General features: G+C 70.7%; 27 protein-coding genes. 14 read left to right on the forward strand and 13 right to left on the reverse strand.

Features of this window, described 5'->3' with window-relative positions; genetic code table 11:
• Positions 1–250 precede the first annotated feature (250 nt).
• Both ABZ809_RS32110 and ABZ809_RS32115 read left to right on the forward strand, forming a co-directional pair.
• Positions 251–772 carry a hypothetical protein gene (locus tag ABZ809_RS32110; RefSeq protein ID WP_357566398.1) on the forward strand — a complete coding sequence of 174 codons (522 nt, stop codon included), beginning with the start codon at positions 251–253 and terminating at the stop codon, positions 770–772.
• A 144-nt stretch (positions 773–916) separates the two neighbouring features.
• Entirely contained in the window at positions 917–2,323 is a 1,407-nt protein-coding gene (locus ABZ809_RS32115) for a hypothetical protein (RefSeq protein WP_357566399.1), read from the forward strand.
• A 24-nt stretch (positions 2,324–2,347) separates the two neighbouring features.
• Here ABZ809_RS32115 and ABZ809_RS32120 read toward each other — a convergent pair whose 3' ends face one another.
• The gene (locus tag ABZ809_RS32120) at positions 2,348–2,575 is read right to left on the reverse strand and encodes a hypothetical protein (RefSeq protein WP_357566400.1); all 228 of its coding nucleotides are present in this window, start codon (positions 2,573–2,575) and stop codon (positions 2,348–2,350) included.
• Between the two features lie 97 nt (positions 2,576–2,672).
• On the opposite strand from ABZ809_RS32120, the gene ABZ809_RS32125 reads away from it, so the two are divergent.
• Positions 2,673–3,386, forward strand: a complete 714-nt coding sequence (locus tag ABZ809_RS32125; RefSeq protein ID WP_357566401.1) for a TetR/AcrR family transcriptional regulator C-terminal domain-containing protein — start codon at positions 2,673–2,675, stop codon at positions 3,384–3,386.
• 45 nt (positions 3,387–3,431) lie between these two features.
• Here the strand turns inward: ABZ809_RS32125 and ABZ809_RS32130 are convergent, their stop codons facing one another.
• Both ABZ809_RS32130 and ABZ809_RS32135 read right to left on the reverse strand, forming a co-directional pair.
• Positions 3,432–4,040 carry a LysE family translocator gene (locus ABZ809_RS32130; protein WP_357566402.1) on the reverse strand — a complete coding sequence of 203 codons (609 nt, stop codon included), beginning with the start codon at positions 4,038–4,040 and terminating at the stop codon, positions 3,432–3,434.
• 34 nt (positions 4,041–4,074) lie between these two features.
• Positions 4,075–4,470, reverse strand: a complete 396-nt coding sequence (locus ABZ809_RS32135) for a hypothetical protein (protein ID WP_357566403.1) — start codon at positions 4,468–4,470, stop codon at positions 4,075–4,077.
• Positions 4,471–4,600: 130 nt separating this feature from the next.
• Here ABZ809_RS32135 and ABZ809_RS32140 point away from each other — a divergent pair, with 130 nt between their 5' ends.
• The 3 genes from ABZ809_RS32140 (at position 4,601) to ABZ809_RS32150 (ending at position 7,954) form a co-directional block, all read left to right on the forward strand.
• Positions 4,601–5,911, forward strand: coding sequence for a phospholipase D-like domain-containing protein (locus tag ABZ809_RS32140; RefSeq protein ID WP_357566404.1), 1,311 nt, complete (start codon positions 4,601–4,603; stop codon positions 5,909–5,911).
• Between the two features lie 61 nt (positions 5,912–5,972).
• Entirely contained in the window at positions 5,973–6,692 is a 720-nt protein-coding gene (locus tag ABZ809_RS32145) for a hypothetical protein (protein WP_357566405.1), read from the forward strand.
• 578 nt (positions 6,693–7,270) lie between these two features.
• On the forward strand, positions 7,271–7,954 hold the full coding sequence (locus tag ABZ809_RS32150; protein ID WP_357566406.1) for a GNAT family N-acetyltransferase: 684 nt from the start codon (positions 7,271–7,273) through the stop codon (positions 7,952–7,954).
• Positions 7,955–7,988: 34 nt separating this feature from the next.
• On the opposite strand, the gene ABZ809_RS32155 is transcribed toward ABZ809_RS32150, so the two are convergent.
• From ABZ809_RS32155 to ABZ809_RS32170, 4 genes are all read right to left on the reverse strand, one after another.
• Positions 7,989–8,660 (reverse strand): DNA alkylation repair protein, encoded by a 672-nt coding sequence (locus ABZ809_RS32155; protein ID WP_357566407.1) that lies wholly within the window; start codon positions 8,658–8,660, stop codon positions 7,989–7,991.
• 80 nt (positions 8,661–8,740) lie between these two features.
• Complete coding sequence (locus tag ABZ809_RS32160) at positions 8,741–9,124, reverse strand: VOC family protein (RefSeq protein ID WP_357566408.1); 384 nt, start codon at positions 9,122–9,124, stop codon at positions 8,741–8,743.
• Between the two features lie 117 nt (positions 9,125–9,241).
• Positions 9,242–10,069, reverse strand: coding sequence for a class I SAM-dependent methyltransferase (locus tag ABZ809_RS32165; protein ID WP_357566409.1), 828 nt, complete (start codon positions 10,067–10,069; stop codon positions 9,242–9,244).
• A 226-nt stretch (positions 10,070–10,295) separates the two neighbouring features.
• The gene (locus ABZ809_RS32170) at positions 10,296–10,988 is read right to left on the reverse strand and encodes a hypothetical protein (protein WP_357566410.1); all 693 of its coding nucleotides are present in this window, start codon (positions 10,986–10,988) and stop codon (positions 10,296–10,298) included.
• Between the two features lie 152 nt (positions 10,989–11,140).
• Between ABZ809_RS32170 and ABZ809_RS32175 the strand changes: the two genes are divergently transcribed.
• Positions 11,141–11,530 (forward strand): hypothetical protein, encoded by a 390-nt coding sequence (locus ABZ809_RS32175; RefSeq protein ID WP_357566411.1) that lies wholly within the window; start codon positions 11,141–11,143, stop codon positions 11,528–11,530.
• Here ABZ809_RS32175 and ABZ809_RS32180 read toward each other — a convergent pair.
• Both ABZ809_RS32180 and ABZ809_RS32185 read right to left on the reverse strand, forming a co-directional pair.
• A complete protein-coding gene (locus ABZ809_RS32180) occupies positions 11,499–11,939 on the reverse strand; it encodes a VOC family protein (RefSeq protein ID WP_357566412.1) in 441 nt (146 codons plus the stop codon). The genes ABZ809_RS32175 and ABZ809_RS32180 overlap by 32 nt on opposite strands.
• Positions 11,940–12,309: 370 nt before the next feature.
• Positions 12,310–12,996, reverse strand: a complete 687-nt coding sequence (locus tag ABZ809_RS32185) for a hypothetical protein (protein WP_357566413.1) — start codon at positions 12,994–12,996, stop codon at positions 12,310–12,312.
• A 187-nt stretch (positions 12,997–13,183) separates the two neighbouring features.
• Between ABZ809_RS32185 and ABZ809_RS32190 the strand changes: the two genes are divergently transcribed.
• The 3 genes from ABZ809_RS32190 to ABZ809_RS32200 all read left to right on the forward strand — a co-directional run bounded on the left by ABZ809_RS32190 (position 13,184) and on the right by ABZ809_RS32200 (position 15,656).
• Positions 13,184–14,101, forward strand: a complete 918-nt coding sequence (locus ABZ809_RS32190) for an acyltransferase domain-containing protein (RefSeq protein WP_357566414.1) — start codon at positions 13,184–13,186, stop codon at positions 14,099–14,101.
• A 198-nt stretch (positions 14,102–14,299) separates the two neighbouring features.
• Positions 14,300–14,902, forward strand: coding sequence for a DUF1349 domain-containing protein (locus tag ABZ809_RS32195; RefSeq protein WP_357566415.1), 603 nt, complete (start codon positions 14,300–14,302; stop codon positions 14,900–14,902).
• Between the two features lie 85 nt (positions 14,903–14,987).
• Positions 14,988–15,656 carry a DedA family protein gene (locus ABZ809_RS32200; protein WP_357566416.1) on the forward strand — a complete coding sequence of 223 codons (669 nt, stop codon included), beginning with the start codon at positions 14,988–14,990 and terminating at the stop codon, positions 15,654–15,656.
• A 103-nt stretch (positions 15,657–15,759) separates the two neighbouring features.
• Here ABZ809_RS32200 and ABZ809_RS32205 read toward each other — a convergent pair whose 3' ends face one another.
• The 4 genes from ABZ809_RS32205 to ABZ809_RS32220 all read right to left on the reverse strand — a co-directional run bounded on the left by ABZ809_RS32205 (position 15,760) and on the right by ABZ809_RS32220 (position 19,928).
• On the reverse strand, positions 15,760–17,163 hold the full coding sequence (locus ABZ809_RS32205) for a cellulose binding domain-containing protein (RefSeq protein ID WP_357566417.1): 1,404 nt from the start codon (positions 17,161–17,163) through the stop codon (positions 15,760–15,762).
• A gap of 134 nt (positions 17,164–17,297) precedes the next feature.
• Entirely contained in the window at positions 17,298–18,722 is a 1,425-nt protein-coding gene (locus ABZ809_RS32210) for a carbohydrate-binding protein (protein ID WP_357566418.1), read from the reverse strand.
• Positions 18,723–18,792: 70 nt separating this feature from the next.
• Positions 18,793–19,542 carry a membrane protein insertase YidC gene (locus ABZ809_RS32215; RefSeq protein WP_357566419.1) on the reverse strand — a complete coding sequence of 250 codons (750 nt, stop codon included), beginning with the start codon at positions 19,540–19,542 and terminating at the stop codon, positions 18,793–18,795.
• Positions 19,543–19,637: 95 nt separating this feature from the next.
• Positions 19,638–19,928 (reverse strand): DUF6412 domain-containing protein, encoded by a 291-nt coding sequence (locus tag ABZ809_RS32220; protein WP_357566420.1) that lies wholly within the window; start codon positions 19,926–19,928, stop codon positions 19,638–19,640.
• 313 nt (positions 19,929–20,241) lie between these two features.
• Here ABZ809_RS32220 and ABZ809_RS32225 point away from each other — a divergent pair, with 313 nt between their 5' ends.
• The 4 genes from ABZ809_RS32225 (at position 20,242) to ABZ809_RS32240 (ending at position 23,834) form a co-directional block, all read left to right on the forward strand.
• Positions 20,242–20,712 carry a hypothetical protein gene (locus ABZ809_RS32225; protein WP_357566421.1) on the forward strand — a complete coding sequence of 157 codons (471 nt, stop codon included), beginning with the start codon at positions 20,242–20,244 and terminating at the stop codon, positions 20,710–20,712.
• A 38-nt stretch (positions 20,713–20,750) separates the two neighbouring features.
• Positions 20,751–21,098 (forward strand): hypothetical protein, encoded by a 348-nt coding sequence (locus tag ABZ809_RS32230; protein WP_357566437.1) that lies wholly within the window; start codon positions 20,751–20,753, stop codon positions 21,096–21,098.
• A gap of 194 nt (positions 21,099–21,292) precedes the next feature.
• Entirely contained in the window at positions 21,293–22,441 is a 1,149-nt protein-coding gene (locus tag ABZ809_RS32235; protein ID WP_357566422.1) for a glutamate--cysteine ligase, read from the forward strand.
• A gap of 13 nt (positions 22,442–22,454) precedes the next feature.
• Positions 22,455–23,834, forward strand: coding sequence for an FAD-dependent oxidoreductase (locus ABZ809_RS32240; protein ID WP_357566423.1), 1,380 nt, complete (start codon positions 22,455–22,457; stop codon positions 23,832–23,834).
• The last annotated feature ends 17 nt before the right edge of the window (positions 23,835–23,851 follow it).

The following is a 23,851-nucleotide window of genomic DNA, read 5'->3' on the forward strand; positions in this document are numbered from 1 at the left end:
GCTGCCGCACCTGTTCGACAGCACACCGGTGACCCGCCCGCCCACCGGCTGGATCATCACCCCGGTCTGCGCGGCCGCCGGCTGCGCCGGGACGAGCACGAGTCCACACAGGACGGCTGTGGCGGCCACGAACGCCCGTAGCCGCCTTCCCGTTGTCTCCCCTGTCACGCCACGCCTCTCGATCTCATCGGTATCGATACAACTGCGGAGACAACATAGACGAACCCGGCTTTCCTGCAAGGATCGCCTCATGGACCTCGCCGGATCCGGTTCGCACGTTCGTACCCTGATCGGGCTCTCGGCCGCCGCCCTGGCCGTCGCGGCGGTCGTCGCCGTCGCGCCGAAGAGCCCGGCGGAGCCCCGACCCGACTGGCAGCCACCCACCGGCTACACCCTCGCCGAGACCGTCCCGCTCGACGGCGACCACACCCTGCGACTCTGGACCGGGCCGTCCGGCTGGTACGTCGAGAGCCTGCGATCCGGACGGCACCACGCAGGCGTCGGAGCGAAGGGCGACGGAGCGAAGGGCGAGAGCGGTCGGTACAGCGTGAGCCCAGTCCTCGACGGCCTGGTCGGCCAACTGCCCACCGCCGGCGCGGCGGCCGTCGCGGTCGGGCCGGCCCGCGTGCGCGCGACGGTCCATTCCGGCGTGTTCCTCGTTCCGGCCTCGGTGATCGGAGCCACCGACCGGGTCGTCGCGGTGACCCCACTCGACCTGGACGGAAGACCTCTCGCCCGGGAGACGCTGGTGGCGGTCGCCGGACGCGACTGACTCCCCACGCCGTTCCGTCGAGCCGGTCCGGCCAGCACGGCCGTCACTCCGCCCCACAGCGGGGAGCGGGTGAGTCGTCCCGCGGTCCTGCGTCTTGAGACGCGCTGGCTATTCCTACTTACCCGATCGGCAATATAGCTGACCATGAGACGACCAACCTCGATCCGTCGCGTCGCCGCGCGGGTGGCGCTGATGTCGCTGCTGGCGGCGGCGTCCGGCGTCGCCGGCCCCCTCCCGGCCCAGGCGGACATCGCCGAGTTCGGGCCGGCGGCACCGGCCAACCCGCACACGGCTCCGGCCGGCGGGGCGAGCACCCACGGGGACAGCGCCTCGTCGAAGACGTTCACCGGCAGGGGGCCGGCGGGCGGCAGCGTCACGGTGAGACGGTCCACGCTGCTCGCCGCCTGCCCGACGCTGCTGCACGGCTCCGACGGCGTGCTGCTCGGGCTCTGCACCCAGGTCCTCGGCCAGGCGCCGGTGCTGCACGTGCTCGACCGCGCCACCGGCGACTCCCGGGCCAGCCTCCCGATCGCCAAGGGCAGCCTGCTCGGCGGCGTCTACGCGTACCTGGACGACGCCAACCGCGTGGTGATCGTCGACGGAAACCGTGACCTGCTGCGGATCGCCCACACCGGCAACTCGCTGGCCGTCACCCAGCGGCTTTCGCTGGCGAGCGTCATCGCCGCGAGCGACGCGGTGGTCGGCGTGCTCCCGACGTACGACGGTCGGGTGTGGTTCGTGACCGAGGGCGGCACCGTCGGGGCGGTGAACACCACCACCGGCGAGACCTTCCGGCACCAGCTACCCGCCGGCGAGAAGATCGGCAACAGCATCTCGACGGTTCCCGGCCACATCGCGATCACCAGCGACCACGCGCTCTACCTCTTCGACACCGCGACCCGCAGCCTGCTCTGGCGGTACGCGTACGACCGCGGCCCGGCCCGCAAGCCGGGTCAGCTGAGCTGGGGCAGCGGCGCCACCCCGGTCTTCTTCGGGCCGGGCACCGGCTACGAGTACGTGACGATCACCGACAACGACGACCCGCACATGAATCTCGTCGTGCTCCCGACCGGGGGCAACGGCACGCCCCGGTGCGTACAGCCGCTCTTCACCAACCAGGGCGCCAGCGGCACCGAGAACGCCCCGGTCGCGGCCGGGCGCAGCGTCTTCGTCACCAACACCTACGGCTACGACTACCCGGCGCTGCCCGAGGGCGCGGGTGACAGCGTGCCGGCCGACGCGAGTTTCGTCGGCGGTGTCGCGCGGATCGACGTGTCGGCCACCGGCTGCGCGATCACCTGGTCGACGACCACGCCCTCGGCCGCCCTGCCCCGGCTGTCCGTCACCGACGGCAAGCTCTACACGGTCATCCAGCAGGCCGGCGCCTTCTACTCGCTCGCCGCGATCGACGCCCGCACCGGGGCGGTGAGCGACCGGACCCTGCTCGGCTCGATCCTGGTCAACCCGCTACAGACCGCGGGCACGAGCATCGGCGGAAGCTACTACCAGGGCAACGTCACCGGCCTGACGGTGGTCACGCCGACGGCGTAGCGCGGACCGCGGAGGTCGTCCGCCTCAGCCGGTCGTGTCCGAGTAGATCTCGACGTCGTAGAGCAGCCGTACGGGACACCCGTTCGTGACGCCGACGAAGACCGGCTCGGCGGCGGGGGTGCGACCGCGACGCCAGACCTCCGCCCGCGCGGCGTCACGGGACTCGCGATGGGTCCTGCCCTGGCGATGCAACTCCAGCACCCGGCGGGCGGTGGCCCGGTCACTGTCCACCTGGATACGCATCAGGAGCATCGGCCGACGCCTCCCTCCCACACACGGCAGCCCACATATCACTGCTCAGGTAACTTATCGTTGATAAGTTACCTGAGCAGTGTATTAGAGTCTTCGTGTGACGGAAACAGGGTTCGGCCGCCCGGAGGCTGGCGGGCCGACAGACCGCAGCAGCGGCGAACCGGGCTCGATATGGCTGCGGGCGCAGACCCCCCGGACGCGCCGAACGCCACTCACCCTGGAGCGCATCGTCGACGCCGCGGTGACCCTGCTCGACCGGCACGGAACCGCCGGCGTGACGATCCGCCGCCTCGCCGACCTGCTCGGCGTCACCTCCACCGCGCTCTACTGGCACGTGAAGACGAAAGAGGACGTTCTCGACCTGGCCCTCGACCACATCTTCGGCGAGGTGCCGCTCCCGGACGCCACCGACGACTGGCGGAACGACGCCCGTACCCTGATCCGCGACTGGCGGGCCGCGATGCTCCGGCATCCCTGGGCCCCGAGCCTGATCGGCCGGCCAATGCTCGGACCCAACGTCCTCGCCCGCACCGAGTACCTGCAGTCCGCGCTGCTGCGCGGCGGCCTGACCGACCTGCGGTTGGCCGTGACCACCCGGATGCTGGCCAACTACGTCATCGGCGCCGCGCTCACCGAGGCCACCTGGCGACAGACCGCGGACCCGCCGGCGCAGGCTCGGGAACACGTCACCGCGAACCCTGCCGCCTACCCCACCCTGAACGCCTCCGGCCACCTCGACGCCGCCCGCTGGAGCGACGACGACCTGTTCGAACGCGGCCTCGACGCCATCCTGGCAACCACGCCACCGTAGGCGGACGCGTGGGCACCGCGCGCCCCACGGCTCCGGCGGACGCCGTCAGGGGCGTTCGGTGGCCAGCCGCACGGCGAAGGCGATCAGGACGACGCCGGTGACGCGGTCGAGGGCACGTCGCACCCGGGGGCGCTCGAACAGCGCACGCGCCCGGTCGAGCACGTACGCGTACCCGCTGAGCCAGCCGAGGGTCAGGACCGCGTGGATCAGCACCAGGATCCCGAGCCCCCAGGCACCGAGTGACGGCGGAGCGAGGGTGGGGAGCAGCGCCGTGTAGAAGACCGCGATCTTCGGGTTCAACATGTTGGTGGCGAGGCCCGTCAGGAACGGCCTGCCCCTCGCGGGGGCGGCGCCGGCCACCGGGTCGTCGTCGCTGCCGCCACGCAGGGCCTGGATCCCCAGGAAGACCAGGTAGCCGACGCCCACCACCTTCACCACGAGGTACGCCCCCGGAGAGGCGGTGAGGACGGCGGTGAGGCCGAGCACCGCCAGGCTTCCCCACACCAGAAGCCCGCACACCACGCCCAGGCCGGCGCGCAGGGCATCGCCCTGACCGCCCACCAGGGCACGACGCGTCACCACCGCCATGTCCGGCCCCGGAACGATGGTCAGCAGCCCGAGGATCCCGGCAGCAGCCAACAGATGAAGCACCATGACGCCAGTGTGCGGCAGACCCGCCTGGTCATCGTCAGTGCGGCCCGCGACGGACGAGGTCCTCGCCGCTGATGACGAAGCACCCGAACAGCTCGCCGAGAACAGCCCGTTGGAATTCCGTGAGCGGGTTCACGAACACCGCGACATCGACCTCTGCGGCCCGGCACGCCTGCGCGATCTCGCGTGCCTTGCCCGGGCTGACCAGTGTCCGCCGCGAGAACGGCACGGACATCTTGGCGACACCACCGTGCGAGACACCCCGCCGCTGGACGTGCCGGCTCACGACCCGCCCGCCGTGGGCCTCCACGGCGCCTGCCAGCACGTCAAGCTGCGCGCTGAAGGTCTTGTCCTTCGCCGAGAACAGGCCCACGAGCGTCACATCGGCGCCCGCCAGCAGGGAGGCCGGTGGCCCGGTCGGATATCGCCGCACGGGGCGATGGTGCCAGACGGACCGGAACGGCAAAGGCCACGACTCACGATCCTGGCGATCCGCCGCCGTACCGTGTCCCCGACACGTCGAGGGGTAGCCCGCCGACCGACGCCGGTGAGACCATCCGCACATGCGCAGTCATCGATCGATCTCACGGCTCGCGGCTCGTTCGGCACTGGTCTTCGTGACCGTTCTCGCCGCCAGCGGCGTTCCCGCCCTGCTTCCCACGCCGGCCAGCGCCGCCGAACCCGACCCGGTGCTGAACAAGCCGGTGTTCAGCCGGCCGCTCGGCTCGGTCGCCGAGCAGAACGCGATCTTCATGCAGCTGGCCCGGATCATCGACCGGGTCCCGGCGGGCGAGGAGATCCAGATGTCGTGGTTCCACTTCTCGTTCTCGGACGTGACCGACTCGGCCACCACCCCGGACATCCCCGGTCGCCTCATCTCGGCGCACCAGCGGGGCGTCCGGGTGAAGATCATCGTCGACCAGTCCTCGGCGGGCGGGCGCCCGTTCCAACGGTTGCAACCGGTCCTCGGCTCGACCGACACCGCCGGCTCGTACATCGTGCACTGCGCGGACCGCTTCCCCAGCCAGGACCGCGGCTGCATCGGCACCCGGGCGATCCAGTACACCGACTCGACGGTCACCGCGTACAACCACAACAAGTTCCTGACCGCCTCGAAGATCGTGCTCGGCACCGGGGCAACGGTGTCCAACGTGGTGTTCCAGGGCTCGGCGAACCTGACGTGGTGGGACGCGAACGAGGCGTACAACAACGGGGTGACGTTCAGCGACGCCGCCACGTACAACGCCTACCGGACGTACTTCGCGGACCTGCGCTCCCACCGGTACAGCTCGACCGGCGACAACGACTACTACTGGGTCACGCCGACCGGCAGCGCCTACAAGGCACACTTCTTCCCCCGCCGGGAACGGTCCGGCCAACCGATCGCCGACCCCGCCACCGACACCGTGGTCAGCATCCTGAACTCGGTCACCTCGTGCAGCTACGACGACGCGGGCACCCGCCGGCAGACCGACATCCGGGTCAACATGTACTCGTTCAACCGGCCCGAGGTCGCCAAACGGCTCACCGCGCTGCGCAACGCCGGCTGCTGGGTCGACGTCGTCTACACCGAGGCGAACACCGCGGTGCTCAACGCGCTGGGCAGCACCATCCAGCTCACCAGGTGCGACTTCAACAACGGCCCGGGGCTGGACATCCGGACCCACAACAAGTACATGCTGATCGACGGCGCGTACGACGACGACATCGTGCCCCGGGTCTTCACCGGGAGTCACAACTACGCCGTCTCGGCCCTCCGGCAGGCCGACGAGACCCTGCTGCGAATCATGGGTCGCGGCATGCACGACGACTACCTGAACGACTTCTGGCACGTCCGGGACACGTGCCGGGCACGCGGCGGAGCCGTCCGTTGAGCGTCGCCCTGTGCGGGTAGCATTGCCGCGGTCTGGGACGGCTCTGCTGAAACGAGGCGAAATGCGGTGGCTTCAGCGGTTGCTGGGCGGCGGCGGCGGGCGGGTCGAGCTTGATCCGGGGCGCCAGCAGGCGCTGCTGCGGGACGTCCAGCACCGGTACGGCGCCCACCCGCGGATCCGGTTTCCCGAGCAGGTCGAGGCGGTCGCCGGAATGCTGACCGGCGACGACGGTCTGGCGGTGGCGGCCCGGATCATGAGCCAGGTCGCCGACGAGGCCCACGCGGACCTGCAGGCCCAGGCCCTCGACATACACCGCCGGACGGGCCGGCGGCTCCTGGTGAACCGCCGGAACTACCGGCCGCTGTGGAAGGAGGCCGGCCACGCCCTGCGCTGGCCACTCGCCGCGTTGCCGTGCGGCTTCCACCCGTACGCGCAGCTGGCCGCCGCCGTCGCGGTGGTCGGCAGCCAGGCGCCCCGGCTCGACCGGGTGACCGACCCGAACCCGCTCGTGACCCACGTGTTCGAGGTGCTCGACCTCACCACCGCCGGCTGGGAGTACGGCCGGGTGCGGATCGACACCGACTCCGCGTCCCTGGCCGTTGGGCTGATCTCCACCGCCGGGCAGATCCTCGCGGCCATGGACGACCCGCCCCGGTTACCGCCTGCGGTCCGTGAGCTCATGCGCCGCAACAACACCCTCGGCGTGCACGATCCGGCCAGCTCCCGCATGGTGGGTGGATTCAATCCGGGCGCGAGGATGCGCGAGCTCCTGCTGGCCTGAAGACAGGACGCGTACCCGTTCAGCGGTGCCGCGTACCGTCCACGGTGGGAGGCACCGCAAAGGGATCCGCGGGCAGGAAGCAGCCATGGTCCTGTAGCGGCTGCGGATCGTCGAGTACCACCTGTCGCAGCCAACCGGCGGGCGACAGGCCGTCCAGCCGGTCGCTGACCCGCGTGCCAGGCAAAGGTCCACCGACGCCGACAGCTTCGCCAGCCAGGGCGTCGGCGGCGAGTGCTCCGTCCCGATCGAGCAGGGCGTGTAGGCGTCGTAGACGTCGGCCACCGCCTCGGCCGCCTCGGCGTCGGTCAGACCCGGGTTCCGGTCGCGCAGCGCCTGCCGTGCCGCGGCCAGGAACCGGTCCGGGTCCATCACGACGACATCACGTCGCGTCCGGATGCTGATCGTCATACCCGCCTTCGGTGCCACGGCGTCCGTCATACCGGGAGGGTAGGCCCGTGTGGGCAGCCTCTGGTCGCCCGCGTGCGCCCGCCGCATCATGAAGATCGTCGTTCGTCCGTACGGCTCACGGCAGATCCGTGCGTCGCGGGCCGCGCACGTGCGGGTGGTCTACTTGACGGGTGAGCGACCTGCGAGATCTCATCGTCCGCTGGCAGCGCGGCTGGAGCATTGCTCGCGCGCTGCCCGTCGCCGAGGACGTCGGCGGCGCGTTGCGGGTCCGGTGCATGCAGCCCGGCCGCGACATCGAGTATGTCGCGCTCGATGCCGGCGAGGACCTCACCTCGCTCACCACGCTGGCTGAGCTGGTCGCTGGCGAGGACACCATCACCTGGCTGACCGTGCCCACCACCGACCCGGCGGGGGCGTCCTCGGTTCTGGTTGCCGCTGGCCTGATCGTACTCAAGGATTCGGAGCTGCTGATGACAGCCGATCTTCGCGGGCACCCGCAGAACATGCCCGTGGCGCCGTACCGGCTCCTGACCCAGGTCGACCCGCATGGAGGCGACAGCCTGGTCACGGCCACGGTACGGCACGAGTCGGGAGAGGTCGGTGCGCGCGGGACGATGGGACTGGCCGGTACGGATGCGGTCGCCGACCGGATCGAAACCATGCCGGCTCATCGCCGCAAGGGCCTGGCCAGCGCGGTCATGAGCGCACTGGCCAGTGCGGCGGTCGATGAGGGCGTCGAGCAGGGCATTCTCATCGCCAGCGAGGACGGACAGCGGCTGTACAGAACGCTCGGCTGGCAGCCGGTGGCCGATGTGCTGATCGCGACGACGCCTGGCAACGCGTATCCGTCCTGAGCGGCACAGACGGCCGCGGCCGGCCGCCACCTTTCTACCCGTCGTGCTGTCGGCGCACCATCTCGGCGATCCAGATGGGCGCGAACGGGGACGTGCAGCCCGGGGAAGTCGGGTAGTCCTTGAGTACCTCCAGACGCTCACCGATCTCGATCGCCCGGGCGCGGTGCTCGGCGTGCTCGATCCCGATATGACTCAGGCATTCGTTCATCGCCCACTGCAGGCGATCCGGGGCGTTTCTCATTTCCGCCTCGATGACGTCGAGCAGCCCTGCGAGGTCGAGGCCCTCGGGCTTCTTCGTCACGCGTTCGGTGGTCAGCGCCCAGCCGGCACTCGCGACCACTGGATCCGGATCGGCGAACCAGGCCGGGCGCAGCTCTTCGGAGTGCGGGCTCTTCTTCACCACGTAGTTCACGAGCCAGCCGTGCACCTTGGGTGTGCGCGCCTCGCGCAACATGACGTCCAGTTCGTCACGCTCGAACGCCTTCGGGCGGCAGATCAGGATCGCCAGCAGTCTTGCCGCGGTGTCGTCCGTCTTCCAGAGCTGGCACGCGAGTTCCTGCTGCGTCCTGAGCCGCTTCGCGAGCGCGCGCAGCTTGCTGAGGTTGACCCCGTGATCGTCACCGTGTCTCCTGTTCACCTCGCGTGTCTTCGGGTCCTCCAGCGCGGCCAGTTCGGCCATCACCTCGGCCACCGTGGTCCCAGTCACCTCAGCCTCCCGCCCGTCGCGTGCGAAATTCAGCCTACGAAAAAGGCGCGGGTGATCGAACTTCGCACTCCATCACGGCATCAGGCGACGCAGAACTCGTTGCCCTCGGGATCCTGCATGACGACGTGTCCCAAGGTGTCGCCGTACCACTCCTCGCGGAGCACTGTCGCGCCGGCAGCCACCAGTTCGGGCACCTTCTGCTGGATCAGCCGTGCACGCTCGGCCATGTCCCAGGGGCCGGGGCCCGCCACCCGGACGTCGATGTGCATCCGGTTCTTGGCGGACTTGCCCTCGGGCACCTTCAGGAAACCAATGGCAGGTCCCCTGCCGTCCGGGTCGACGATGGAAGCGTTGTCGGGCTCGTCGAAACCGGGCTCCTTCACGTACCCCAGGGCACGTGCCCAGAAGGCAGCAATCCGCTGAGGATCCCTGGCATCGCACCCCACAGTCCAGTAGGTCGCCATAGCGCCAACGTACGCGGGGCCAGGACGCGTCTGTCATCGGCAGGACCGCGCCGCCGGAAGTACGGGAAGGGCACAAGCAGGACGCCGCGCTGCGAGGCCCCACAGGACGTCATCCAGCTATCCGAGCCGTAGCCGTTGTTCGTCCTTCTGCGGAACAAGCCCGGTAGCGAGTAGATGCGCGCTCGTGGCGATCAGCGCGGGCTCGCTGGTGTAGACCCGGGCGAGGTCCAGTGCGCCGGTGAAGACAACCTCGGACAACGGCCCGTTCGCCGCGGCCTCGGCTGCTGTCCAGGCCGGCCCTTCAAGTCCGTGCACCACGACGTCGGTCAGGCCGGCGGTCCGGCATTCGTCGACGAGTTCCTCAACTCTGTGGAAGTAGGCCGGGGTGAAGTGGCTACGCGGGTCGTTCACCCCATCAGTGAGCAACGCCCGAGCTTCCTGGATCGTCGTCTCGGTCAGACGTCCGGTAGCTGCGAAGTCGATCGGTCCAGCAAAACGGGAGATCGCCGCGGCGACGACACGGCCTCCCGGGCGCGTGACCCGGGCAGCCTCGCGCAGAGCCTTCAACCGGTCCTCGACGCGCACCAGGTGGTAGAGGGGCCCCAATAGCAACGTGGCGTCGTAGCGATCGTCGTCCTCGGGCAACTCACGAGCATCAGCCACCACCGCGTCGAGCGCAGGCTGCCCGCCAGCGGCCTGAGCCACATGGCTCGGCACCAGATCCACGAGACGGACCTGATGCCCAGCGGCGACCAGCGCCCGCGCGTACTCGCCGGTCCCGCCGCCAACATCCAACACTCGGGCCGGCGGAGGCGGTAACAGATCCCGCAGGAGTTCCATTGTCCGCATACGCTCCAGCCGCGCCTGCGGCCGGGCATCCAGTCGAGCGTCTTCGCTGTACCGAAAGGTGTAGTACTCGACGATGTCAATCGAGTGCTCGTCCACACCGGCATCATTGCGATCGACGAAGCTGATCGCTACCCAATTAGCGCTGAACACGACTACGCGACCCGGCAAGACCGAGCGTCCCGGTGATCGACCGACAGCGACGCTACGTGACACGCGGTCGGCGGCAGATCCGCACACCAGTGGGCTGAAGATATATTGTTTTGGACCGTCCGGTCATCGATTGGCGCTTCGTACGACGGACCATGCGCCCGCGATCGAGCGGTCAGGTACCTGCATCGAGCCAACGTCGCCAGCTCGTGCGGGTGGGAGTTTGCTCGGGATGCGCGGCCACATGGAGAACGAACTGCGCTCGGAGCCGGACGAGGGGATCGTCGGCGGACGTCAGCATCTCCACCTCATGGAAAAACAGCGAGTCGTGGAGGTGACGGACCAAGCTGGCGTACATCCAGTCCTTGCACCAGTACGGTCGCCTCAGTGCCGCGAGGATCAGCTCAGCGATCTGTGGCTTGATGGCCTCCGGGAGACCGCGCCGACTGAGCCGGCGAAGGAGCACCTCCTTCGTTCCCCAGCGGGACCACAGCCACGACTCCGGCGCTCCCCACTCGTCGGGATACTCCGTCTCCCACCGCAGGTAGAGGGCGGCGAACGGCGCCCACCGTGCGTGGCCGGCGCGGTCGTCGTCCGGAGCGTCCCGGAAGGCATGGAGCGGTCCGTAGATTGTCTGCTCCTCGTACCACCGGAAGTCAGCGTTCGCCTGGTCCATCGCCGCGGCGAGCCGCGTCTGACTGGACCTCGACCGGTAATGCGCTGCCCACAGGCCGTTCGACAGGTCCAACGCGTCGCTCGCCGCAGCGAGCAGCGCCTGATGACGAGCAAGCGCCTGGTGACGCATGACCGGATCGGTCGCCACCAGGCCGAACAGCCAGGAGTAGTCGCCGCGCGGCTCCGCAAACACCGCGACAGCTTGCCATCCCCGCTTAGTCAGGAAGTGGCGACACCGGCAAGTACCAGGAGGTGGTGCGGGACTCGCAGCAGCTCCGGATGCCTGATCGAGGTGTGACGGTGCCCAGCCGGTACTGACTTGCGGCCAGTGGGTCAGGTGCGGGGATGGTCGACCCCGGAAACCTCTGGTGCATCGGCGTGAACCAGATCCTGGCAGCGCAACGCCTCGGCGACGGCAGCATCCGGGTCGGCGTCTCCCTACCCGCGGAGGACCGCCACCTGGACACCTACCGCAGCAAGCGTGCCGAACTCGCCACCAACGCCGCCGACCCCGACTCGGCGATCCAGACGCACGAGGAGGCGATGTTCACCAGAAACCACCCGATCGCCGAAATCTCCGCACGGGTCCAGGCAATGATGCTGTCCCCCACCGCAGCCGACGACATCGTCCGCTTCTTCACGCCGCAGCCCACCGGGCCGGCACCCGTAATGCCGCCCAGCGGCAGTTGCGGGCGTTGCGCGTTCAGCCGATGCGCTCGGACAGCGAGACGATGATTCCTTCGGGCCCCCGGACGTAGGCCATCCGCCAGGCACCCTCGTACTCGCCGATGCCGCCGACCAGTCCGTAGCCCTCGCTCGCCGCCCAGTCGACAGCGGCCTGCAAGTCGTCGACCTCGAAGGACACGTTTCGCAACCCCAGCTCGTTGGCCATGGCGGCCGGCGAGCCCGGCACGGAGTCGGGCCGCACGAATCTGGCAAGCTCCAGGCGGGCGCCATCGTCGGGCGACTTCAGCATGACGATCTCGGTACGGGAGTCGGGAATCCCGCAGACCGTCTCCAGAAACTCCCCCTCGACGAACGCCCTGCCCTCGACCTCCAGGCCGAGCGCCACGAAGAAGGCGGTCACGATATCGAGATCTGCGACCGTGATACCGACGTGGTCAAACCGCCGTACATATGACACGGACCGGCTCCCGTCGTCGTATCAAACAGGGTTCTGCCACGGCAGGCAGCGTTCACAGTACCCAAGGGTCCGCACGGTACGTCAAAGAACCTTGGTCGCCAGATCGCGGCCAACTCCGTTTCCCCTAGCGTTCTCCCGTGAGCGAGGTTCGGGTCAGCCCGGAGCACACGTCTATCCAAGATCAAACGCCCTGGCCGGAACGCGGACGGCAGTGGCTCCCGCAACAAACGTGAGGACCCGGATGCCGCACGCTCATCGACCGATCCGGTCGTCTCCGACGCACTCGCAGCGGCAGATCCGCGCGTTCCGACCGGAGCGCGGCAGGCCCGGTCAGCGGTCCGTGAAGCACTCGTCGACCGGGACGGGCCGTTCATCGGTAGCGCGGCTGGTTCTGGGTGGGGTCGGCGGGGACCACGTCGAGGCGCGGGTCGGTGCTGAGTTGGGTGATCAGCGCCCGGGTGCCGCCGATCCCGGCCCAGTGCGGATCGACGTCCTTGGCCACGCACCAGGCGTGGTCAGCAGGCCAGGCGAACGCCGGCTCGGCGCTGCTGAAACGATGCTGGCCCGGCCACCCCGCAGCGGTGTCCCATGTGCCGACGTCGGCTAACGTCCCTTGAAACAACCAGTACGCGCGGTGGGGCACCACAACCTTGGGTGCACGCGGCATCGAGGGCCGGGCAGCGGGTGTGGGCGCCAGTCCCGGCTGGCCGCCGGGCCGCTCGATCGCGGCGCCGCCGTTCTCCTCATCGATGTACACGGCGTCGTCGTCGGCTGCGACGTCCGCGTCGGCGAAGCCTTCCCAGACGCAGAAGTAGCAGTCTTCGGGAGTCGTGGTGTGGGTGGCCAGCACCTCGAAAAGAGTGGGTAGTTGATCCGTGGGCCAGTCCGCGGCGGCGTCGTTCTCGCTTTGGCCGGGGCGTGCCGGATCGGGCAGAAACCGAAGCCGCGCGTAGGCGTCGAAGCCCGCGGGCCCGAAGCCCACAAGCCGCTGCCACGGCAGGTCGCTGTGGGCGATCCAGTCGGCGGCCGACAGTTCCCGACAGAAGTTGAGTGTCACGTTCCGGTTCTACCGCCAAGCCCGTGCCGGCGCATCCGCCACGCCGACGGGTCAGACGAGGATCGAACTGCCGCCCAGGGGCAAAGCAGGAGCAGGCTTACGGGTGCTGCCTTGTCGATACGGATGACAGCCCGGAGCGCCGGCGCGACGCCGGCATCGAGGGGGCGGGCGTCGTAGGTTGGACCACGTGCTTGAACTTCCCTCGAACGTCGAAGCGGCGCGGTTGTTGGAGCGGCTGGGTGCGTCGCCGGAGGACCGGGACGGGGCGTTGTCGGCGCGACCCGATCCGCGGGAGAATCCGGATCTGTGGCGGCACTTGGAGCGTTGCTACCACGACTTGAGGTCGAGTATGGGTTCAGGGCTTCGCCCGTCGGACGGATACCGCGGCTTCCCTGCGATGTCGGCTGACGCTCAGCCCGTCGCCCTTCACCTCTATGTATGGCTCTATCTTGCCGTGCTCCCGGAGACACTCCGCTACCACGCCGAGCGCGGCATCGACCATCGACTGTCCTGGGAGACCTTGTCGAGCCTGGGGCCCATGATGGCTGAACACCGATCCGTGCACGGGCTCGGTGGAATCGGGAGATTTGAACAGTGGTGCTCACCGTTGACGTTCCGGGGGGCCGAGTACCGGCTCGGCCGGCTTGATTACGATCGCACTCGCGACAGATGCCCCGACGGCACGACTCGTTTTCTCCTGAACATGCACATTCCGTCGGGCGTATCCCTATCCCCTGATTCCTGTGACGAATCGCTCGAGCTGGCCCGCACGTTCTTCGCGCGTCATTTCCCTGACGAACCGGTCTCGCACTTCACATGTCACTCGTGGCTACTCGACCCCCAGCTCACCGAATACCTCCCCGAGCGGTCGAACATAGTGCGCTTTCTCCACCGCTTCGATGTGCAGCCGCTGACGTCCCGGGATCCAGATCATGCGGACGGCGACATGCTGGAGCACGTCTTCGGCCAACCGAGCCAGAGTGGTCCGGTTGCCGCGAGCCTACTCGCGGACCTGCCGCAGGACACGTCCCTGCGAAGGGCGTACGTGGCCCATCTCCGATCAGGACGGAATTGGCATGCACGCACTGGCTGGATCGCCTTCTGACCAGGCCTGGATCAGGCCCGACATACGCAGAGGATCCGATTCGCCCAGCCTGGTTGCGGTTGCGCTGCCACGTGCGCTGCTCCGCTCGGACAGGTCCCCAGCGGCATGGTGGTCCAGGTCCGACAGCGCACACGCCAGTTGGCCGAGGCGTTCGAGCCGGGACGGCGTTCGGCTGGTCACGGCGGTACGGTCGCCGGCATGGGTCACACGGAGCGGGCGGTCGACTGGGCCGAGGGTGAGTGGTGGAACGAGCCGGAGCGGGTCGAGCGCGGGCCTGCCGGCGACCTGCTGGTGCAGCCGGCCGAGGGCAGCGACCTGTGGCGGCACACGTCGTACGGCTTCGTGCACGACGACGCCCCGGCGCTGCTCGCGCCGCTACCCGTCGGCGAGGCGGTGGAGGTGGCCTTCGACCTCGACTACGGCGAGCAGTTCGACCAGGCCGGCGTGCTGGTGCGGGTGGACGAGCGGAACTGGGTCAAGGCCGGGGTGGAGGTCAGCGACGGCCAGCCGCAGGTCGGCGCGGTGGTGACCCGGGAGGTGTCCGACTGGTCGGTCGCCCCGGTGCCGGAGTGGGCCGGCCAGGAGGTCACCGTGCGGGTCAGTCGCGACCGGGACGCGCTCACCGTACGGGCCAGGGCCGGCGAGGAGCCGTGGCGGCTGGTCCGGCTCGCCCCGCTCGCGCCGGAGGCGGTGGCGGCGGCCGGGCCGTACTGCTGCTCCCCCACCCGCGCCGGGCTGCGGGTCCGGTTCACCGGCTGGCGACGGGGGCCCGCCGACGCGGCGCTGCACCCGGAGGTCTGAACCGGGTGGCCCGACTCACGGACAGGTGTGGCCGCCGGGCGGCAGGGTAGGTAGGTCTGATCCGAGACCGGCCGAAAGGATCGCGATGGCACTCGCCGAGAACGTCGACCCGACCCGACTCGGCGGGCTGACGGGATGGGTGGCGGGGGTCATCGACGCCACCGGCGCCGTCGGGGTGGCCCTGCTGGTCGCCCTGGAGAGCATCGTCCCGCCGATCCCGAGCGAGATCGTCCTGGCGATGGCCGGCTACCTGGCCAGCGAGGGCCGGTTCAACGTGATCCTGGTGGGGCTCGCCGCCACCGCCGGTTCCCTGCTCGGGGCGCTCGTCCTCTACTGGCTGGGCGCGGCCGTCGGCGAGGACCGGCTCAAGCGCTGGCTCGACCGGCTGCCCCTGGTCGACCTGGACGACCTGGAGAAGGCGGACCGCTGGTTCGAGCGGCACGGCCGGTGGGCGGTGCTGTTCGGCCGGATGATGCCGGTGGTACGCAGCCTGATCTCCATCCCCGCCGGGGCCAACCGGATGCCGCTGCCGGAGTTCGTCGCGTTCACCACGCTCGGCAGCGGCATCTGGAACGCGCTCTTCGTCGGCCTGGGTTATGCCCTCGGCTCGCGGTGGGACCGGATCGAGCAGTACAGCAAGTGGTTCGACTACGGGATCATCGCCGTCTTCGTCGTGATGATCGCGTGGTGGGCGATCAAGAAGACCCGCCGTCGCCGCGCCCGCGAACGCGAGCACGCCGACGCCACCCGCTGACTCCCGCCTTGCCGATGACACGGGGTGTGTGGTGCCCGGTGGGACCGTACCGGGCACCACACGCCGTGCTCCGTCCTGGCCGGCTCCGGCCTGGAGGCTCGGGTCAGGGCAGGGTGTCGAGGTGGGGGGCGACCGTACGGGCGAAGGTGTTGCCGTTGCTCACGTCCCAGTTGACCGACCAGGTCATCGCGCCACGGATCCCCGGGTAGGTGCGCGGCGGACGGAAGCTGCCGCAGTTGGTGCCCCGGGCCAGGCAGTCCAGCGCGGCGTTGACCACGCTGGGTGCGACGATGCCACCGCCGGCCGCGCCGGCACCCGCCGGCAGGCCGAGGCCGACCTGGTCCGGGCGTAGTCCGGCCTCCAACTGGATGCAGGCCAGCGCGACGATGAAGTTCACCGTGCCCTGGGAGTACGCGGCGTTCCGGTCGCAGCCGAGCATCGCCCCGGAGTTGTAGAACTGGGTGTTCACGACGGTGAGGATGTCCTTGATGTCGAGCGCCAGCTTGAAGTAGCTGGTGGCCGGCGACTGCATGTCGATGGTCTGCGGGGCCATCGCGATGATCAGGCCGGCACCGACCTTGGCCCGCAACGAACGCAGGGCCTGGGCCATGTAGGTCGGGTTCAGCCCGTTCTCCAGGTCGATGTCGACCCCGTCGAAGCCGTACCGCTGGATCAGCGCGTGGACGCTGTCGCTGAACGCGACGGCGGAGGCGGCGTCGTTGACCGCCACCCGGCCCGTCTCGCCGCCGACCGAGATGATCACCTTCTTGCCCCGCGACTTGAGGGCGCGCACGTCGGCGGAGAAGTCGGCGTCGGTGTAGCCGCCGAGCGCGGCGGACAGGCCGGGGTCGATGGCGAAGTTGACCGCGCCGGGGGTGGCGGTGGCGTCGGCGAAGGCGACCGCGACGACGTCGTACTCCGCCGGCACGTCACGCAGCCGCAGTTCGACCGCCGGGTTGTCGAAGTTGTGCCAGTACCCGGTGAGGATGTGCTTCGGCAGGCCGGTGTTCGGCGGCGGGCTCGTCGGGGGCGGCGTGGTCGGGGGCGGCGTGGTCGGCGGTGCGGTCGTCGGGGGCGCGGTGGTGGGTGGCGCGGTGGTCGGGTTGGTGCCGCCGCCGCACGCCACGCCGTTGAGCTGGCAGTTCGTCGGGGCGCCCGGGCCGGTGCCGATGAATCCGAACGAGACCGAGGCACCCGGGGCGACGCGGCCGTTCCAGGACAGGTTGGTGAAGGTGTGACGCTGGCCCGACGAGGTCTTCAGCGCGTCCCAGTGGCTGCCGACGGCGGTGCCCGCCGGCAGGTCGAAGGCGACGCGCCAACCGTCGACCACGGACGCGCCGCCGTTCGTGATCGTGTACTTGCCCTCCCAGCCCGATCCCCAGTCGGACGTCTTGACGAAGCTGGCGGTCACCCCGGCGGCATACGCGGGCATCGTCACCCACACCGCCCCGAGCGCCGCCACAACGCCTGTGACCAGCGACAACACCAGAGATCTGGATCTTCTCACGACACCCTCCACACCCGGACAACATCCACCGGCATCGACATTGACGCCCATTATTAGGAGTGTTAACTGTTTCTGTCCAGAGCGAGGTGAGTGACGGGAGCCCCCGACGACGGCCGGGGGCTCCTCCAGGGGACTCAGCGGCGGAAGATGAACCAGTTGACGTTGACGAAGTCGTTGGGTTGTCCACTGGTGAAGGTCAGGTAGACCGTCCGGCGGCCGGTCGGGCCGGCGACGTTGCCGGGCACCGAGCGCCAGCTCTGCCAACCACCGGTGTTGCCGATCGCGAAGCTGCCGATCGGCGGGCTGGTCGGGCTGTCCAGCCGGACCTCCACCAGGCCGCTGGCCCCGCCCGCCGCGCCCGAGGCGACCCGGGCGACGAAGTCGCGGGGCGGGGTCGACCCGAACTCCACGTTGTCGAACCGCGCCCAGTCGCCGTTGCGCAGGGCACCGATGTTCTGCCCGCCCTCGGCGCACGCCTCGACGAGCACCCCGTTCTGCGCGCTGAACGCCTCCGCCTGGATCGTCGCGTACGCGTCCCGCACCCCACCGGGCGGCGGCGTCGTCGGCGGCGGGGTCGTGGGCGGAGGCGTGGTGCCGCCGCCCCGGCTGTAGACCGCCACGTAGTCGACGAGCATCGGGCGGCCGGGGACGGTGGCGGCGGTCGGCGTGGCGCCGCCGGCCACCCCGTTCGGGAACGCCCCGCCCATCGCCACGTTGAGCAGCAGGAAGTAGCCGGCATGGCTGGTCATCTGCGTCCAGTACGGCTCGCCGACCCGGGACTGGGTCACGGTGTGGTAGAGCTGCCCGTCGACGTACCAGCGCAGTTGCTGGGGGCTGCTCGCCGCGTCCCACTCGAAGCGGTAGGTGTGGAACGCCGACTGGCAGGTGCTGCCGGGGCAGGCCCGGGACGCGCCGATCCCGTTGGACTCGTCGCACGGCCCGCCCGGCGCCACCCCGCAGTGCAGGACGCCCCAGACCGAGTTGATGCCGTTGACGTTCTCCATCACGTCGAACTCGCCGATGCCCGGCCAGTTCTGGTAATTGCCCCGGTAGGGCGAGCCGAGGGCCCAGAACGCCGGCCAGTAGCCCGAGGCCTGGGCCCCGGTGACGTTCGGCATCTGGATCCGGCCCTCGATGGCCAGCACGCCGCCGGACGGCGGCTTGAAGTTGCTGCGTACGGTCTCGATGCGGGACGAGGTCCAACGGCCCGAGGCGTCGCGCAGCGGGGTGATCCGCAGGTTGCCGCCGCCGTCGTGGCTGACGTTGGCGGTGCTGTTCGTGTAGGTCTGGATCTCGCCGGTGCCCCAGTTGGGCGGGCCGCCCGGGTAGCTGGTGCCGGTGTCGATGATCCAGTTGCTCGCGGACGGCAGCGTGCCGGCCGCGCCGGTGAAGTCGTCGCTCCACACCAGACTCCAGCCGGACGGCGGCGGTGGCACGGCGGCGTTGGCGGTCACGGTCATCCCGGCCAGGGCGGTCGTGGCGGCGGTCAGCAGGGCGAACACCAGGGTCAGTCGGCGTCGCGAGGGCAGGGCGGCGGGCACCGCCGGGGCAGGTGTCATGGACGTGCCTCTCTGCGGGAACGGTCGAGAGAGCGCTCTCTCACGGTTGTACGTGCCGGCGTCGCAGATGTCAACGTGCGTCGATGTCAGCCGGGGCGGGCCGTGGCCGGCGCAGCACCGCCTGCTCCACTGCCGACCAGGCGGTGGTGGTGACCAGGTAGATCACCGCGGCCAGCGGCAGCACCAGCGCCACCAGCACCGTGCCGTACGGCAGCAACGGCAGCAGCCGGCCGAGCGCCGCCGCGCCGGGCCCCTGGGCCGGCGCGGCGGCCACCGCTGCGGTCACCGCCGCCGCGCGCCGCATCCGCCGCGACGTCCACCAGGCCAACGCGAGCAGGGCGGCCAGCAGTACGCCGAACACCGGCAGCACGCCGCCGCCCAACCCGTCGCCGAGATGGTGACCCAGCGATACGCCGCACAGCCGCTCGCCCAGCACCCCGGTGCCGCCCTCGGCGGTGGTGAAGAGCCGGTACATCACCAGCAAAACCGGCGCCTGGAGCAGCAGCGGCAGGCAGCCGGACAGGGGACTGGCACCGTTGGCCCGGTAGAGCGCGAGAAGTTCGTGCTGCAACCGGCCCGGGTCGTCCGCGTACCGCTGCTGGAGTTCGCGGATCTCGGGGGCGAGCGCCGCGCGGCGCCGCTCCCCGCGCACCTGCGCGAGGCTCAGCGGCGAGATCAGCGACCGGACGACGATGGTGAGGACGACGATGGCGGCGGCCGTGGCCGCGTCGCCGGCCAGCGGTTCGAGCAGGGTGGTGAACCAGGAGAGCGCGTGGCCGGCGGCGCCGACGGCGTGCTGCAGCGGTGCGAAAGCGAGCATGGGTGACCCCTCGGAACGATTCCGGGTGCCGGTCCGGCAGGCATGATGGGTCGCCGAACCGGCGGATGACGGCGGAATCGGCCGCGCGGCGGGCGCTACGCGGCCGAGGGGTGCGCCCCGGGCGCCCGGGGACGGGGACGCCCGGCGGCGTCGGGATCGACCAGCCGCGGCATCCGGCGGCGGCTGGCCCGGGCGCGCAGGGCCACGGCGCGGTCGCCCCGGGGCGCGCCGGCACCGGCCGCGTGCACCGCGAGCGCGAGGGCGAGCAGCACGACGGCGGCGAGCGCGGCCCCGGCGAGCAGCCCGGCCGGGCGGTCGGCGAGCAGGGTCAGGTGGGTGAACGCGTACGCCCACATCCCCAGCACGATCCCCAGCGGCCCCGGCACGCCGACCAGCGTAGGACCCGCTGTCACACCGCCCGGCCGGCTCGCGCGACCCGCCAGCACCACCCGCCTGACCTGCTGTTATGCGACAGATCCGGGGTGGACGGAGACCCGCGGACAGTGGTACGACTTAATGCGTCGACAGCCGACGTGGGCAGGTCGTCACCCCTGGTCACCGGCGTGGCCCCACCCATCGGGCCCGCCACGCCGACCAGGCAACGGGAGCGGGCTCTCCCGGCACGTCCGTCAACGCTGGGCGCCTGCCCTGCCGACGGACCACCTCGACGAGGTCGCGGGCCATCACCAAGGAGCCGCCGTGCCCAACAACCGAATCCGCTCCAGGCACCAGCCCTTCGAGATCGCCATCATGGGGACCGCACCGGTGTGCGGGATCCTCCTGATCGCGCTCGGCGTCCGGCCGCAGTCGGTGGAGGTGGCGATGCCGGGCCCCATGCAGACGGGCTGGGAGTGGGGCCTCATCGTGGCCGGCGTCGCGGGGCTGTTGGGCGTGCTCTGGCCAGGCCGGCTCTCCACCGGCCTGGGGATCGAACTCGCGTCGGTACTGGTGCTGGGCACGATCACCGGCATGTACGCCGTCGCCCTGACGGTGGTCACCGGCGCGCAGGGGGTCGCCGCCACGTCCTTCGTCGGCGCGGTGGCCGTCGGCTCGGGCTGGCGTGCCGCCCAGATCACGCTCGACCTGCGCCGGCTCACCCGGGCCGAGCAGGCAATCCCGCTCGCCGGGCTGACGAGCGGCGGCACGGCCGCCGCCGGAGGTAAGACGTGAACACCTCGACACCTGCCGCCCCGCACTGGGTGCAGGTTCTGCTCTCCATCCTCGGCGTACTCGGCGGCACCGGCGGTCTCGCCGTCATCGCCACCGTCGTCGTACAACGGGGCAAGTTCAAGGCCGACGCCGCCGACACCCTCACCGACGCCGCCCTCACGCTGGTGCAGCCGCTGCGCACCCGGGTCGCCGAGCTGGAGGAGGCGGCACTGCTCGCCCGGGCCCAGCTCGACTCGGCGCGCGAGCAGGAACAGCAGCTCCGGGCGACGGTCTGGGATTTGCGCCGCACGCTGGAGCGCTGGCGGGGGGCGATCCTGGCCCCCGACGCCACCCTGCGCCGGATCCGCGCCCTGGTGCAGGAGGGCGAGGACCGCCGGGGACGATGATCCCGGGCCGCCCGGACAGGGGTGCCCCGGGCCCCACAGGCCGGCGAAGCCGCCAACACGGCGGGACGGCGCCGTGTCCCACGTCGTGTCGGGCGACACGCCGGGCCGCGTTTTCGCGTGCCGACACGGGGGGTAACCACTGACCGACCCGGCGCGGACGGACCGCTACCGGGCCCGAACGGACGGTGGTGGCGATGACCGGCCAGGTGGCGGAGGCTCCGAACGCGACGGCCGAGGAGACCGGCCTGCTCACCGTGGGGGTGGAGGAGGAGTTCCTGCTCGTCGACCCGCACACCGGAGCCGCGGTGCCGGCCGTCGACCTCGTCATGGAGCAGGTGCCGCCCGAGCTGCGCGGTCAGGTGGAGCGGGAGTTCCAGACCAGCCAGATCGAGATCGGCAGCCCGCCCGGGCTGGAACTCTCCTCCATCCGGCACTCCCTCGGCGTGCTGCGCGCCGCACTCGCCGACGCGGCCGAACAGGCCGGCGTACGGCTGCTCGCCATCGGCACCGGGCCGGTCGACGGGCCGGTGCCCCCGGTGGTCGACAAGCCCCGCTTCGACCGGATGATCGAACGGTTCCGCCTGCTGGTGCCCGGCCCCGGCAACAACGGCATGCACGTGCACGTCGGCGTGCCCGACCCGGAGACCGGGGTGCAGGTGCTCAACCACGTCCGGCCCTGGCTGCCGGTGCTGCACGCGGTGACGGTCAACTCCCCCTTCGCCAGGGGCGAGGACACCGGGTACGCGAGCTGGCGGTCGGTGGAGTGGGAGCGCTGGCCGTCGGTGGCGCCCACCCCGTACCTGGAGTCGCACGAGCACTACGAACGGCTGATCCGGCAGCTGATCGCCAGCGGCGTGATGCTCGACGAGGGGATGCTCTACTGGTACGCCCGGCTGTCGGCCAAGTATCCGACCGTGGAGATCCGGATCGGCGACGTCTGCCCGTCGGTGGACGACTCGGTGCTCGTCGCCGCGCTGGTCCGGGCCATGGTGGCGACCGCGATGGACGACATCGCCGCCGACCGCCCGGCGGTGCGCACCGACCACCACCTGCTGGTCGCCGCGCACTGGCGGGCGGCCCACGACGGGCTGGAGGGCGACGGCGTCGACCTGACCGACGGGGAGCTGCGGCCGGCCTGGGAGTTGTTCGACCAGCTCGTCGAGCGGCTGCGCCCGGCGTTGGAACGGCACGGCGACTTCGACGAGGTCACCGACCTCGTCGGCGGGCTGCGCCGGCACGGCAGCGGGGCGGCCCGGCAGCGCGCCGTCTTCGCCCGCACCGGCAAGCTGGTGGACGTGGTCGCCGACGTCGCGCGACAGACCCGCGGCGGCAGCCGCTCGTGACAGGATGGTGCCCGTGGCGCAACGGCTGATCGTCATCGGTGGGGACGCCGCGGGGATGGCGGCGGCGTCCCAGGCGCGACGCCGCCGCGACCGTGCCGACCTGGAGATCGTGGCCTTCGAGCGGGGGCACTTCACGTCGTACTCGGCGTGTGGCATCCCCTACTGGATCAGCGGTCTGGTCGAGGACCGCGACGAGCTGATCGCCCGCGACCCGGAGACGTTCCGGGAGAAGTTCGACATCGACGTCCGGCTGCGGCACGAGGTGACCTCGATCGACCTCGACCGGCGCGAGGTGGTCGCCTCCAGACTCGACGGCGGCGGCGAGGTCCGCGAACGCTTCGACAGCCTGATGTACGCCACCGGCGCGGTGCCCGTCAAGCCGGACTGGGCGCGTACCGACGCCCGTGGGCTCTTCGGGATGCAGACCCTCGACGACGGCGCGGCGCTGCGGGACTGGCTGGATTCCGAGCCCGGGCCGCGCCGCGCGGTGGTGGTCGGCGGCGGCTACATCGGCGTGGAGATGGCCGAGGCGCTCATCCAGCGCGGGCTCGCCGTCACCCTGGTCGAGCAGGCCGAGCAGCCGATGTCCACCGTCGACCCCGACATGGCCGAGCTGGTCACGGCCGCGATGCGGGGCATCGGCATCACCATCCGCACCGGCGTCGGGGTGACCGGGCTGGAGGAGACCGACGGCCGGGTGTCCGCCGTGGTCACCGCCGAGGGGCCCATCCCCGCCGACGTGGTCGTCCTCGGTCTGGGCGTACGCCCCAACACGGCCCTCGCGGAAGCCGCCGGACTGCCGCTGGGCGTCAGCGGCGGGATCCGGGTCGACCGCCGGATGCGGGTGCAGGGGGTGCCGGACGTCTGGGCGGCCGGCGACTGCGTGGAGACCATGCACCGGGTGACCGGGCTGCCGGTGCACGTCCCGCTGGGCACCCACGCCAACAAGCAGGGCCGGGTCGCCGGCATCAACATCGGCGGCGGGTACGCCACCTTCGCCGGGGTGATCGGCACCGCCGTCACCAAGGTCTGCGAGCTGGAGGTCGGGCGCACCGGGCTGCGCGAGCGGGACGCCTCGGCGGCCGGCTTCGAGTTCGTCTCGGTGATCGCCGAGTCGACCAACCGCGCCGGCTACTACCCGGGTGCGCGGCCGATGACGGTGAAGCTGATCGCGGAACGGCCCAGCGGACGGCTGCTCGGGGCGCAGATCGTCGGCTGGTCCGAGGCGGCGAAGCGGATCGACACCCTCGCGGTGGCGTTGTGGAACGGCATGACTGTGGACGACATGACGGCCCTCGACCTCGGCTACGCCCCGCCGTACGCGCCGGTCTGGGATCCGGTGCTGATCGCCGCCCGCAAGGCCGTCGACGCCCTGGCCGCCACCGACCGCTAAGGGTGTAAGGAAGGGCA

Source organism: Micromonospora sp. NPDC047074, from assembly GCF_040643815.1.
Lineage (GTDB): Bacteria > Actinomycetota > Actinomycetes > Mycobacteriales > Micromonosporaceae > Micromonospora.

Coding starts and splice junctions, on each gene's coding strand:
- ABZ809_RS32175 (WP_357566411.1), top strand. CDS start 11,141: ATGGTCGACCCCGGAAACCTCTGGTGCATCGGCGTGAACCAGATCCTG.
- ABZ809_RS32130 (WP_357566402.1), bottom strand. CDS start 4,040: ATGGTGCTTCATCTGTTGGCTGCTGCCGGGATCCTCGGGCTGCTGACC.
- ABZ809_RS32140 (WP_357566404.1), top strand. CDS start 4,601: ATGCGCAGTCATCGATCGATCTCACGGCTCGCGGCTCGTTCGGCACTG.
- ABZ809_RS32110 (WP_357566398.1), top strand. CDS start 251: ATGGACCTCGCCGGATCCGGTTCGCACGTTCGTACCCTGATCGGGCTC.
- ABZ809_RS32210 (WP_357566418.1), bottom strand. CDS start 18,722: ATGACACCTGCCCCGGCGGTGCCCGCCGCCCTGCCCTCGCGACGCCGA.
- ABZ809_RS32215 (WP_357566419.1), bottom strand. CDS start 19,542: ATGCTCGCTTTCGCACCGCTGCAGCACGCCGTCGGCGCCGCCGGCCAC.
- ABZ809_RS32235 (WP_357566422.1), top strand. CDS start 21,293: ATGACCGGCCAGGTGGCGGAGGCTCCGAACGCGACGGCCGAGGAGACC.
- ABZ809_RS32120 (WP_357566400.1), bottom strand. CDS start 2,575: ATGCTCCTGATGCGTATCCAGGTGGACAGTGACCGGGCCACCGCCCGC.
- ABZ809_RS32145 (WP_357566405.1), top strand. CDS start 5,973: ATGCGGTGGCTTCAGCGGTTGCTGGGCGGCGGCGGCGGGCGGGTCGAG.
- ABZ809_RS32195 (WP_357566415.1), top strand. CDS start 14,300: ATGGGTCACACGGAGCGGGCGGTCGACTGGGCCGAGGGTGAGTGGTGG.
- ABZ809_RS32200 (WP_357566416.1), top strand. CDS start 14,988: ATGGCACTCGCCGAGAACGTCGACCCGACCCGACTCGGCGGGCTGACG.
- ABZ809_RS32115 (WP_357566399.1), top strand. CDS start 917: ATGAGACGACCAACCTCGATCCGTCGCGTCGCCGCGCGGGTGGCGCTG.
- ABZ809_RS32160 (WP_357566408.1), bottom strand. CDS start 9,124: ATGGCGACCTACTGGACTGTGGGGTGCGATGCCAGGGATCCTCAGCGG.